At 70.0% G+C, this 11,977-nt stretch carries 10 protein-coding genes; 8 read left to right on the forward strand and 2 right to left on the reverse strand.

Translation table 11 applies throughout. The annotated features are described in order from the left end of the window. Positions 1 to 25 precede the first annotated feature (25 nt). From tal to ACFWY9_RS18760, 6 genes are all read left to right on the forward strand, one after another. Entirely contained in the window at positions 26 to 1,141 is a 1,116-nt protein-coding gene (gene tal / locus ACFWY9_RS18735) for a transaldolase (protein WP_378339369.1), read from the forward strand. Positions 1,142 to 1,149: 8 nt separating this feature from the next. Beyond that, positions 1,150 to 2,769 carry a glucose-6-phosphate isomerase gene (locus ACFWY9_RS18740; RefSeq protein WP_378339370.1) on the forward strand — a complete coding sequence of 540 codons (1,620 nt, stop codon included), beginning with the start codon at positions 1,150 to 1,152 and terminating at the stop codon, positions 2,767 to 2,769. Then, the gene (gene zwf, locus ACFWY9_RS18745; protein ID WP_378324897.1) at positions 2,766 to 4,292 is read left to right on the forward strand and encodes a glucose-6-phosphate dehydrogenase; all 1,527 of its coding nucleotides are present in this window, start codon (positions 2,766 to 2,768) and stop codon (positions 4,290 to 4,292) included. The genes ACFWY9_RS18740 and zwf overlap by 4 nt, the downstream gene beginning before the upstream one ends. Further along, entirely contained in the window at positions 4,289 to 5,290 is a 1,002-nt protein-coding gene (gene opcA / locus ACFWY9_RS18750) for a glucose-6-phosphate dehydrogenase assembly protein OpcA (RefSeq protein WP_378324895.1), read from the forward strand. The genes zwf and opcA overlap by 4 nt, the downstream gene beginning before the upstream one ends. Continuing rightward, a complete protein-coding gene (gene pgl, locus ACFWY9_RS18755) occupies positions 5,287 to 6,066 on the forward strand; it encodes a 6-phosphogluconolactonase (protein ID WP_378324894.1) in 780 nt (259 codons plus the stop codon). Before opcA ends, pgl begins: the two co-directional genes overlap by 4 nt. A gap of 124 nt (positions 6,067 to 6,190) precedes the next feature. Beyond that, positions 6,191 to 7,672, forward strand: a complete 1,482-nt coding sequence (locus ACFWY9_RS18760) for an amidohydrolase family protein (RefSeq protein WP_378339371.1) — start codon at positions 6,191 to 6,193, stop codon at positions 7,670 to 7,672. A 55-nt stretch (positions 7,673 to 7,727) separates the two neighbouring features. Here the strand turns inward: ACFWY9_RS18760 and ACFWY9_RS18765 are convergent, their stop codons facing one another. Together ACFWY9_RS18765 and ACFWY9_RS18770 are read right to left on the reverse strand one after the other, a co-directional pair. Next, positions 7,728 to 8,213, reverse strand: a complete 486-nt coding sequence (locus ACFWY9_RS18765) for a hypothetical protein (RefSeq protein ID WP_378339372.1) — start codon at positions 8,211 to 8,213, stop codon at positions 7,728 to 7,730. A 42-nt stretch (positions 8,214 to 8,255) separates the two neighbouring features. Continuing rightward, positions 8,256 to 8,882 carry a winged helix-turn-helix transcriptional regulator gene (locus ACFWY9_RS18770; protein ID WP_378324890.1) on the reverse strand — a complete coding sequence of 209 codons (627 nt, stop codon included), beginning with the start codon at positions 8,880 to 8,882 and terminating at the stop codon, positions 8,256 to 8,258. 79 nt (positions 8,883 to 8,961) lie between these two features. On the opposite strand from ACFWY9_RS18770, the gene ACFWY9_RS18775 reads away from it, so the two are divergent. After that, entirely contained in the window at positions 8,962 to 9,882 is a 921-nt protein-coding gene (locus tag ACFWY9_RS18775; protein WP_378339373.1) for an alpha/beta fold hydrolase, read from the forward strand. Positions 9,883 to 10,198: 316 nt separating this feature from the next. Continuing rightward, positions 10,199 to 11,833 carry a hypothetical protein gene (locus ACFWY9_RS18780; protein WP_378339374.1) on the forward strand — a complete coding sequence of 545 codons (1,635 nt, stop codon included), beginning with the start codon at positions 10,199 to 10,201 and terminating at the stop codon, positions 11,831 to 11,833. Positions 11,834 to 11,977 lie beyond the last annotated feature (144 nt).

The following is an 11,977-nucleotide window of genomic DNA, read 5'->3' on the forward strand; positions in this document are numbered from 1 at the left end:
GCGCGCCACTGGGAAGGACAGAGTCATGAGCACCACTGATCGGCTCGCGCAATTGTCGGAAGCCGGTGTTTCCATCTGGCTGGACGACCTCTCGCGCGAGCGCCTCGACTCGGGCAACCTCGCCGGGCTCATCCGCGACAAGCACGTCGTCGGCGTGACCACGAACCCGACGATCTTCGCCAACGCGCTGTCCAAGGGCGAGGCCTACGACGCGCAGGTCCGTGACCTCGCCGCCCGCGGCGCCGACCTGGACGGCACGGTCCGCGAGCTGACCACCACGGACGTCCGCAACGCGGCCGATCTCTTCCGCGACGTCTACAACGCCACGAACGGCGTCGACGGCCGGGTGTCCATCGAGGTCGACCCGCGCCTGGCCAAGGACACCGCGAAGACGGTGGCCGAGGCCAAGGACCTGTGGAAGACCGTGGACCGGCCGAACGTGCTGATCAAGATCCCGGCCACCGAAGAGGGTCTGCCCGCGATCACCGCGACGCTCGCCGAGGGCATCAGCGTCAATGTCACGCTGATCTTCTCCGTCGAGCGCTACGAGGCGGTCATCAACGCCTTCTTCGCCGGGCTGGAGCAGGCGAAGGCCAACGGCCACGATCTCAAGGGCATCCACTCGGTCGCGTCGTTCTTCGTGTCCCGTGTGGACACCGAGATCGACAAGCGGCTCGAGAAGATCGGCACCGACGAGGCCAAGGGGCTGCGCGGCCAGGCGGCGATCGCCAACGCGCTGCTCGCCTACGCCGCGTTCGAGAAGCTGTTCACCTCGGACCGCTGGTCGGCGCTGGCCGCCGAGGGCGCCAACGCGCAGCGTCCGCTGTGGGCGTCCACCGGGGTCAAGGATCCGTCCTATTCGGACACCCGCTACGTCGACCAGCTCGTCGTGGGCGACACGGTGAACACCATGCCGGAGAAGACCCTCGACGCGGTCGCCGACCACGCCGAGATCGAAGGCGACAAGGTGACCGGCAAGGGCGCGCAGGCGCAGGAGGTGTTCGACAAGCTCTCCGCTGCCGGCATCGACATCCCGGACGTCTTCAAGGTCCTCGAGGAAGAGGGCGTGGAGAAGTTCGAGAAGTCCTGGCAGGAGCTGCTGGACACCGTCACCGGACAGCTGGCCGAGGCGAGGGGCTGAAAGGCACGATGGCAGGGGATGTGACCGGCGTCGAGATCGTCGACGCCGAACTGGCGGACAAGGCGGCACCCCTGGTCGAGCAGCTCGTGGCGGACAAGGCCGCCTCGAAGCTCGCCGCGCAGGACGCGACCCTGTGGGGCGCGGACGCGGAGCCGGAGGCGTCGATCCGGCTGTCGTGGACGTCGCTGCACAAGACGTCGCGGCCGCTGATCGGGGAAATCGAGACGCTGCTCGCGGAGCTGCGGTCCGAGGGTGTCGACAGGGTGGTCCTCGCGGGGATGGGCGGGTCCTCGCTCGCCCCCGAGGTGATCACCGCGACCGAAGGCGTCGCGCTGACGGTGCTCGACACCACGGACCCGGGCCAGGTCGCCGACGCGCTCGCCGGTGATCTTCAGCGCACGGTCATCGTGGTGTCGTCGAAGTCCGGTGGCACCGTGGAGACCGACAGCCACCGACGGATTTTCGCGAAGGCCTTCGCCGAGGCGGGGATCGACGCGGCACGGCGGATCGTGGTCGTCACCGACCCCGGCTCGCCGTTCGCGGAACTGTCCGAAAAGGAGGGTTACCGCAAGACCTTCCTCGCCGACCCGCATGTCGGCGGCCGCTACTCGGCGCTCACCGCGTTCGGGCTGGTGCCCGCCGGGCTCGCCGGGGTGGACGTCGCGCGGCTGCTCGACCAGGCCGCCGCGGCGGCCGAGCAGCTCGCCTCGGACTCGCCGGCCAACCCGGCGATCCGGCTCGCCGCCGCCTGGGCCGCCGCCCACGCGGCGGGCGCCGAGAAGGTCGTGCTGGCCGACACCGGTTCGGGGATCAACGGTTTCCCGGACTGGGCCGAGCAGCTGATCGCGGAGTCGACCGGCAAGCTCGGCACCGGGCTGCTGCCGGTCGCGGTCGAGAACGTCGAGGCCCCCGGGTTCGCCGACGCGAAGTCCGACGCCACCCCGGTGGCGGTCGGCCCGGCCGCGGGTGCGGCGAAGGTCGCCACCTCGGGCCCGCTGGGCGGGCAGTTCCTGCTGTGGGAGTTCGCCACCGCGCTCGCGGGTCGGCTGATCGGGATCAACCCGTTCGACCAGCCCGACGTCGAGGCGGCGAAGAAGGCGGCGCGCGCGCTGCTGGACGACCCGGCGAAGCTGTCCGGCGGCGAGACGGCGTCCAATGTGGACGGCGTGGTGGAGATCTTCGGCTCGGAAGGTGTTGCCACCGAAGGAAAGCTCGGTGACGTGCTCCGCGCGTTCTTCGCGTCGGCGCCGGACGCGGGCTACATCGCGGTGCAGGCCTACCTCGATCGGCTGGACGACGCGTCGACGGCGTTGCTGCGGTCCGAGATCGCCAAGCGCACCGGGCTGCAGACGACGTTCGGCTGGGGACCCCGGTTCCTGCACTCGACCGGCCAGTACCACAAGGGCGGCCACCAGAACGGCGTGTTCCTGCAGATCACCGGCGCGGTCGCCGAGGACCTGGCGGTGCCGGAGCGGCCCTACACGCTGGGGCAGCTGCAGCACGCGCAGGCGCTCGGGGACGGGCAGGTGCTCGCCGAGCACGGCCGCCCGGTGCTGCGCCTGCACCTGACCGACCGCGCCGCGGGCCTGGCCGAACTGGTCCGGGCGGTACAGGAGGCCGGGGAGTGAACTGGAAGAACCCGCTGCGCGATCCGAGGGACAAGCGGCTCCCCCGGATCGCCGGGCCGTCCAGCCTGGTGATCTTCGGCGTCACCGGCGACCTGGCCCGCAAGAAGCTGATGCCCGCGATCTACGACCTGGCCCACCGCGGCCTGCTGCCCGCCGGGTTCTCGCTCGTCGGGTTCGCCCGGCGGGACTGGGAGCACCAGGACTTCGGCGAGCTGGTGCACGATTCGGTGCGGGAGCACGCGCGGACGCCCTTTCGCGAGTCGGTGTGGAACCGGCTCGCCGAGGGAATCCGGTTCGTGCAGGGCACGTTCGACGACGACAACGCGTTCGACAGGCTCGCCGAGACGGTCCGTGAGCTCGACGCCGAACGCGGCACCGGCGGCAACACCGCGTTCTACCTGTCGATCCCGCCGAGCGCGTTCCCGGTGGTCACCAAGCAGCTGGCCCGGTCCGGGCTGGCCAACGCCGACGCCGACACCTGGCGCCGCGTGGTCATCGAGAAGCCGTTCGGGCACGATCTCAAGAGCGCCAAGGAGCTCAACGGGATCGTGAACGACGTCTTCCCCGAGGAGTCGGTGTTCCGCATCGACCACTACCTCGGCAAGGAGACGGTGCAGAACATCCTGGCGCTGCGCTTCGCGAACCAGCTGTTCGAGCCGATCTGGAACGCGAACTACGTCGACCACGTGCAGATCACCATGGCCGAGGACATCGGCCTCGGCGGCCGCGCGGGATACTACGACGGCATCGGCGCCGCGCGCGACGTCATCCAGAACCACCTGCTGCAGCTGCTCGCCTTCACCGCGATGGAGGAGCCGCTGTCGTTCGAGCCGAGGGCACTGCGGTCGGAGAAGATCAAGGTGCTGGCCGCGACCGAGCCACTCGGCCCGTTCGACCAGACCACCGCGCGCGGGCAGTACGCCGGGGGCTGGCAGGGCGGCACGAAGGTGCCGGGCCTGTTGCAGGAGGCCGGTTTCGCGAAGGATTCGACGACCGAGACCTACGCCGCGGTGACGCTGGAGGTGAAGAACCGCCGCTGGGCGGGGGTTCCGTTCTACCTGCGCACCGGCAAGCGGCTCGGCCGCCGCGTCACCGAGATCGCCGTGGTGTTCAAGCGGGCACCGCATCTGCCGTTCGATTCGACCTCGACCGAGGAGCTGGGGCAGAACGCGCTGGTGATCCGGGTGCAGCCGGACGAGGGCATCACGCTGCGGTTCGGGTCGAAGGTGCCGGGGACCACGATGGAGGTCCGCGACGTCACGATGGACTTCGGGTACGGGCACGCGTTCACCGAGTCCTCCCCCGAGGCCTACGAGCGGCTGATCCTGGACGTGCTGCTCGGTGAGCCCTCGCTGTTCCCGGTGAACGAGGAGGTCGAGCTCTCCTGGGAGATCCTCGACCCGATCATCAACCACTGGGCCAAGCTGGGGACCGCGCCGGAGCAGTATCCGCCGGGGACATGGGGTCCGCCTTCGGCCGATCACATGCTGGAGCGCACGGGCCGGAACTGGAGGCGACCGTGATTGTCGATTTGCCGTCCACCACGACGTCGCAGCTGAACAAGAAGATCGTCGAGATCCGGGAACGCGGCGGTCAGGTCGCGCTGGGCCGCGTGCTGACGCTGGTGATCGTCGCGGACGACGACGACAAGCTGGAAGAGGCCATCGAGGCGGCGAACGAGGCCAGCCGTGAGCACCCGTCGCGGGTGATCGTGGTGGCCAAGGGCGCGCGCACGGCGGCCCCGCGCATCGACGGCCAGATCCGGGTCGGCGGGGACGCCGGGGCGAGCGAGGTCATCGTGCTGCGCCTCTACGGGCCGCTGGCCTCGCAGGGGCAGAGCGCGGTGGTTCCGTTGCTGCTGCCGGACGCGCCGATCGTGACCTGGTGGCCGGGCGCCGGCCCGAAGTCACCGGCCAAGGATCCGCTCGGCGAGCTGGCCCAGCGCCGGATCACCGACTCGGCGGCGGAGAAGAACCCGGTCCGCGCGCTCACCACCCGCGCGAAGTCCTATGTGGACGGTGACACGGACCTGGCGTGGACCAGGCTCACCCGCTGGCGTGCCCAGCTGGTGTCCGCTTTGGACCTTCCGCCGTACGAAAAGGTCACCGGCGCCACGGTGACCGGCGAGGCGGACTCGCCGTCGACGGAGCTGCTCGCGGGCTGGCTCGCCGAGTACCTCAAGGTGCCGGTGAAGCGGGTCAAGAGCTCCAGCGCGCAGGGCATCATCTCGGTGTCGCTGGAACGCCGCTCGGGCGCGGTGGTGCTGCACCGGCCGGACGGCCGCGTGGGCACGCTGACCCAGCCGGGCCAGCCGACGCGGCGGATCTCGCTGCAGCGGCGGGACACGCCGGACTGCCTCGTCGAGGAGTTGCGCAGGCTCGACACCGACGAGGTGTACGAGGCCGCGCTGAAGGGCCTCGGCAAGTTCTCGGCCGGGACCAACAGCAAGGCGGCTTCGTCCACCACCGCTGCGAAGCGGAAACCAGCCGCGAAGGCGGCCGCGGGGAAGGCCGGGTCATGAGCAAGACCGAGGTCGTCGTCTACGCCAATGCCGATCTGCTCGCCGCCGCGGCGGCGGCCAGGCTGGTCACCCGGCTCGTGGATGTGCAGGCGGCCAAGGGATCCGCGTCGGTGGTGCTCACCGGTGGCGGGACCGGCATCGCGGTGCTGAAGGAACTGCGGGACTCGGCCGCCAGGGACGCGATCGACTGGTCGCGGCTGGACGTCTACTGGGGCGACGAGCGGTTCGTCCCGGCGGATTCGGACGAGCGGAACGAGAAGCAGGCCCGCGAGGCCCTGCTCGACCACGTCCCACTCGACCCGAAGCGCGTGCACGCGATGGCGGCGTCGGACGGCGAATTCGGCGATGACGTCGACGCAGCTGCCGCCGCCTACGCCGAGGTGCTCGCGGCCGGCGCGGGCCCGGAGGACCACGGCGACGTCCCGTCGTTCGACATCATGCTGCTGGGGCTGGGCGGCGAGGGGCACACCGCGTCGGTGTTCCCGGAGTCGCCCGCGGTGTACGAGACCGAGCGCTCGGTGGTGGCGGTCCGGAACTGTCCCAAGCCGCCGCCGACCCGGGTTTCGCTGACCCTGCCCGCCATCCGACGTTCGCGCGACGTGTGGCTGATGACCGCGGGCGAGGCGAAGGCCGACGCGGTGGCGCTGGCACTCGCCGGAGCGGGCGAGGTCCAGCTTCCGGTGGCCGGCGCGCGCGGGCACCGGCGGACCCTGTGGCTGCTCGACCGCACCGCGGCCGGAAAGCTCACGAAGGTCTACCAGCCGCCGACCGCTTAGCGTTTCGCCAAGTCCGCGAAGGCCTCCTTACCGGCGCTCAGCGCTGTGAAGGAGGCCTTCACGGACCATCGGGTCTGGCCCGCGTCCGCTTCCCGGAGGAGGATGGGGTTCCGGGGGTGGGGTCATGACGGTGGATCGCAGAGCTTTTCTCGCGTGGCTGGGAAGCGGTGTGCTCGGGGCCGCGGCGAGCACGTTCTCAGCCGACGACGCCGAAGCCGCGGGGAACGTGACGGTGCTGACGCACGTCACCTTGATCGACGGCACCGACGCGCCGCCGACGCACGACGCGACGATCGTCCTTGCCGGGGACCGGATCGCCGCCGTCGGGCGGGGTGTGGCCGCGCCCGCCGTCGCGGGGGTGCGCGTGGTCGATCTGCGCGGGAAGTTCGTCATCCCCGGACTGTGGGACGCACACGCCCACTACAGCACCTTGAAGCGGACCTTCCCTCCGCTGCACCTCGTCAACGGTGTCACGTCGATCCGGGACATGGACGGCAGGCCCGAGACGCACGACGTGGCCCGTGCGATCGCGCGGGGCGAGCTGGCCGGGCCGAGGATGGTCATCGCGAGCGAGATCCTCGACGGCGGGAACTCGTTCGTCGACGTTCACCGGCGGGTCGGCACCCTCGCCGAAGTCCGCGACGCGGTGCGGGACGCCGTCGCGGTCCATGCCGACCTCGTCAAGGTCTATTCGTTCATGAGCCCGGACATCCACGCGGCGATCGCGGCCGAGACGCGCCGCCACGGGCTGCCCTACGGCGGTCACGTGCCGATCCAGCTGCCGGTGCCGGAGGTGCTCGCCCGTGGTCAGCACTCGGTCGAGCACATGTACGCCTTCCACGCTTCGACGTCCGAGCGGAGGGACGAGTTCTACGCCCGGCTGGCGGGGCTGCCGGCGGACACCGGCAGCTGGCCGGGCGCGCTCGCCGAGCTCGACCGGGCCGCTGTCGCAACCCACAGCAAGGCCATGACACAGGACCTCGCGGGCCGGTTCGCCGCCTGCAGTGCGTGGCATGTGCCGACGCTGGCGGTGCTGTCGCGGACGTCCTCGCCGCCGCGGGAGCTGCCGCGCGACCCGGTGCTGCAAGGGCTGGCGGACCGCTACCTGCCCCGCTCGGTCCGTCAGGAATGGCTCGACCTGGCGTCGGCGTGGCCGGAGTGGCCGCCGGAGCGGATCGCGCGGGAGGCGGCGTATTTCGAAGCGGTGCTGCAGCTCGTCGGTGAGCTGGCCGCGGACGGCACACCGATGGCGGCGGGTACCGACAGCGGTTACCTGTACACGTTCCCCGGCTTCGCGGCACACGACGAACTGGAGCTGCTGGTGCGTGCCGGGTTGTCCCCGCAACGGGCCCTGCAGGCAGCGACCCGTGACGCGGCCCGGTGCGCGCGGCGCCCGCGGTCGGGCACGGTCGCCGCGGGCCAGGACGCCGACCTTGTCGTACTGGACGCGGATCCCCTCGTCACGATCACCAACAGCCGCCGCATCCACGCCGTCGTCAGCCGCGGAACCTATCTCGGCCCGCCGGAACGGCAGCGCCTCTTCGCGGACATCGAACGCGCCGCCCACGAGGACGTCACGCCGGGCACCGGCACCCCAGGACCGTGAGCCGACCCGCTCGCGTGGATCGATTTCGCGTTCTCACCACGCTGTGCGCACAACGTCAGATGTCGACACCGCTCCTCCGCCGCGACAACCAGTACAACGCGGGTGGAATCCCTGCCAGCAAGCCCGCAACGGCAATGCAGAGGCCGGCAAGAAAGTATGGACAAGCATTTCTGATGCCGCTGCCCGCACTTCCGCTGGCGAAGATGAAGGTTCCCCAGCTCAGTACGATGGCCCCGATGGTGATCAGGCCAACCGCGGCGATGGTCAAGCGCCTGAGACGCTTTTCCCAGGCCAGGAGAGGGACAGCGGGGCGCCGGTCACCCTTCCGGCCCAGCAGCCAGGCCAGTGCTGCCACCACGCCGAGCAGCAGGCCCATCCCTGTGGCGCACAGGCCGAGGAAGAAGCACCCGGCGGCACCGATATTGGCACCGGTATCGGGTGGTGTGATGATTTCGAAGATGAATCCCGTACCCAGCAACGCGGCTCCGGCGGCGATCAGCCAGATCGCGGTGATGGTCAAGCGCTTGACAGCGGTTTGCATGGTTCCTTCCTGGTAGGCGGGCACAGCGCCGTTGCCGGCCCGTCAGGCGGCGAAGACAGCGCGGGCGACGGACTCGTCACCGTCGATCTCGACCAGTCCCAGGGCGCGGGCGTCGCCGAGCGTAAGGGCGCCGGCGGCGAGGCCGAGAACGCAGGCGGGGTCGGCGCGGATGGTGGCGTCGAGGGCGCGGCCGTCATACGGGCCGACCTCGAAGCCGGAGCGCGTCGCACGGAGCTGGAAAGGCGGGTCGCCGATCTCGAGGCCGACCGTCGCCGGGGCGCGCACCTTGACCCGGGCGTCGAGCAGGGCGGGGACGGCGAGGGCGAGCCACTCGGGGCGGAAGGAGTCGCCCTCGGGGCCGCGGACCATCAGTGGGACGGACCAGCGGATCAGGCTCTCGATCGGCTGGCGCAGCTCGGCGCCCCACGGCGTGAGGGCGTACTCGACAACGCTGCCTTCGCCGGCCAGCCGCCGCTCGACCACGCCCGATGCCTCGAGGTCGCGAAGCCGGTCGGTGAGCAGGTTGGTCGCGATGCCGGGGAGCCCGTCGAGCAGATCCCGGTAGCGGGCGGGGGCGACGAGGAGCTGGCGGACGATGAGCAGGTTCCACCGGTCGCCGACGATTTCGAGGGACCGGGCGAGCCCGCAGTACTGGCCGTAGCTCCGCATCGGACCTCTCTGCTTGATTTTCTCAAGTGCGCGTGACAACCTCAAGTCTACCGCAAGGCCGAGCCGGGAGGGGGCCACCATGGCCGGTGCCAGCAAGCGAGTGCGGCCTGCTTGGGTCGACGACAGCCTGTTCCCGTTCGAGAGCCGCTTCGTCGATATCGACGGGCACACCGTGCACTACGTCGACGAGGGATCGGGTCCCACACTGCTGCTCCTGCACGGCAACCCGACCTGGTCGTTCCTCTGGCGCGACGTGATCCGCGCGCTGCGCGACGAATTCCGGTGCGTCGCCCTCGACTACCCGGGCTTCGGCCTGTCGACGCCGAAGCCCGGTTACCGCTACCTGCCCGAGGAGCACGCGGACGTGGTCACCGGGTTCGTCGACGCGCTCGGCCTCGACGGCGTCACTCTGGTCGGGCAGGACTGGGGCGGCCCGATCGGCCTGGCCGCCGCGCAGCGCCGGCCAGGCGTCTTCAAACGGCTGGTACTCGCCAACGCCTGGGCCTGGCCGGTCAACGGCGACCCCTACTTCGAGGCCTTCGCCCGCATCGCCGGCGGCCCCCCGATGCGCTTCCTGGCCCGGCGGCTCAACCTCGTCGCCAAGGCGTTCATCCCCATGGGCCACCGAAGGCGGAAGCCGACCGCGGCCGAGACGACCCACTACCGCCGCGTGCTGGACACACCCGAGCGGCGGCAGGCCTCCGCCGTACTCCCCGGCCGGATCACCGCGAGCAGGGCCTTCTTCGCCGAGGTCGAGGCCGGCGTTGCCGACCTCGGCCACCTGCCGACACTGATCGTGTGGAGTAACGCCCAAATCGGCTTCCGCCCCCGGGAGCGGGAGCGCCTGGAAGCGACCTTCCCCGGCCACAAGACCGTGATCGTCGACGGCGCCGGCCTCTACGTGGAGTCCGACGCGCCCGAGGAGTTCGTCGCCGCGATCCGCGACTGGACGGCGACGCAGGGGAAAGACGCGAGCCGTGCGGGCGAGAGGGACCAGTAGACCGCTCCCTCCCCGCCACCTTGCCGATGAGGCCGGCTTACGTTTCCGCACTCGATTCTGACGACCGGCGCCGCGAAGGCGTTTAACGGTTGTTGATGCCGCGTTGACGGCGGCGAGCAAACCTGACCGGTGTGCCGTGACACGCACTTGCGTACGCGGCTGCCCGGGAACGGTGTCGCTGTCTGACCACCGGGCGAGAACAGAGTCGAGCAAAGACGACGCGGGCGGATCTGTGCGTCGGACAGGAATGAGGGAAACGATGACGGTGGCCGATTGCCGTGCCGGAGGGCCTGGGCGGCTGAGGTGGAAGGCGGTGATGGCGGCGGGGTTGCTCGTCGCGGGTACCACCGTGACCGGATGCTCGTCGAACACTGGCGCCACGACCGGCCAGGCGGCTTCGGCGAGCCCGGAGGCGGGCAAGCAGTACAGCGCCTCCGGTCCGTTGAAGGCGGACACCGGGTTCCGGCCGGACAAGGAGGGCTTCGGGTTCCAGAACTACGGCAACGAGGAGGGGATCACGAACCTGACCTCGAACGAGATGCGCAGGTTGTTCGGTGACAAGGTCTGCGCCGACGCCGCGGTGGGCAAATGCGATCTCACGCCGGAAGCCCAGATGTGGATGGAGCAGCAGAACGCCGGGATGAACGGCGGGCACTGCTACGGCTTCTCGGTGGCCAGTCTGCTGTGGTGGAAGAAAACGCTGAACCCGGCGGACCTCGGCGGCAAGCCGACGGTGGAACTGCCGAAGGACAACGCGTCGGCCCAGAAGGAGATCGCTTACACCTTCGTGCATCAGTTCATGCCCACGGTGCTGCAGAACAAGGTGACGGGCACCCCCAACGACATCGTCGACCGGCTGCTCAAGGAACTGCGGCCGGACAACCCGGAGACCTGGACGATCGGGATCTTCAAGCGCGACGGCAGCGGCGGGCACGCGGTGACCCCTTACGCGGTCGAGGACAAGGGCGACGGGACAGCCCAGATCCTCATCTACGACAACAATTTCCCCAAGACCGTGCAGCGCATCGAGGTCGACCGCAAGGCCAACACCTGGAAGTACACCACCGCGGCCCACCCCAACGATCCGGCCGAGACCTACGACGGTGACGCGAACACGAACACACTGTGGATGAACCCGAGCAATCCCGGCCTGCAGCAGCAGCCGTTTCCGCCGGTGCCGCCCAGCGGAACCGGCAGCACCGGATCGGCCGGCTCGGCGCCTGCCCCAGGCGAGGCGGTCGAGATCTTCCTCAACGGCAACCCTCGTGACCACGGCCACCTGGTGATCACCGACGACGCCGGCCGTCGTACCGGATACGTCAATGGCAAGCTGGTCAACGAGATCCCCGGCGCGCAGGCCATGACCAGGCTGGCGGCGACCTGGGAGGAGAACCTGGAGCCCTACTACATCCTGCCCAAGGGAGTCCCCTTCAAGATCACGCTCGACGGCTCGGCTCTGAAGGCCGAGGACACCGAGTCCGTCGCCGTCATCGGGTCTGCTTTCGACATGGCGGTGGAGGGAATCCGGCTCAAGCCCGGCGAGGTGGACACCATCACGCCCAGCGAAAAGACCGGCGATCTGACCTACACCCCGGGTAAACCGCAATCCCCCACCCTGGTCCTCGGGGCGACCTACCCGCGTTCCTTCTACAGCTTCACCCTGCAGGACGTCGCGGTCGGCGACAACGGCACCGTCAAGGCGCAGTTGCCGCCCGAGGGCGGTCCGTTCACCGTCGACGCCGCCCGGGCGAAGGCCAAGGGCTCGTACGCGGTCGAGGTGCAACGAGAAGACGATCACGGTGTCCGCACCTTCCAGCGCCACGGCGTCGCACTGGAAGCGGGCGCTACCGCGACCTTCGACTACCAGGCCTGGGACGGCGGCGGGCAGACGATCGCCCTCACCCGCACCCAGCAGGGCGCTACCCGTACGGAGAACCTGACGTCCGAATAGGACGGACGCGCTGATCGAAGAGCGCGACGAAGGAAACGAAGAGGAAGCGGGGGGGACGAAAACCGGTCGTCGCGCCGCGTCTCGCTGTTTGTAAGGTGTGCGGGGGGGGTCTCAGCGCCGGCTGGAGGCGGTGAAGTATTTTTC

Source organism: Amycolatopsis sp. NPDC059027, from assembly GCF_042739735.1.
GTDB lineage: Bacteria > Actinomycetota > Actinomycetes > Mycobacteriales > Pseudonocardiaceae > Amycolatopsis.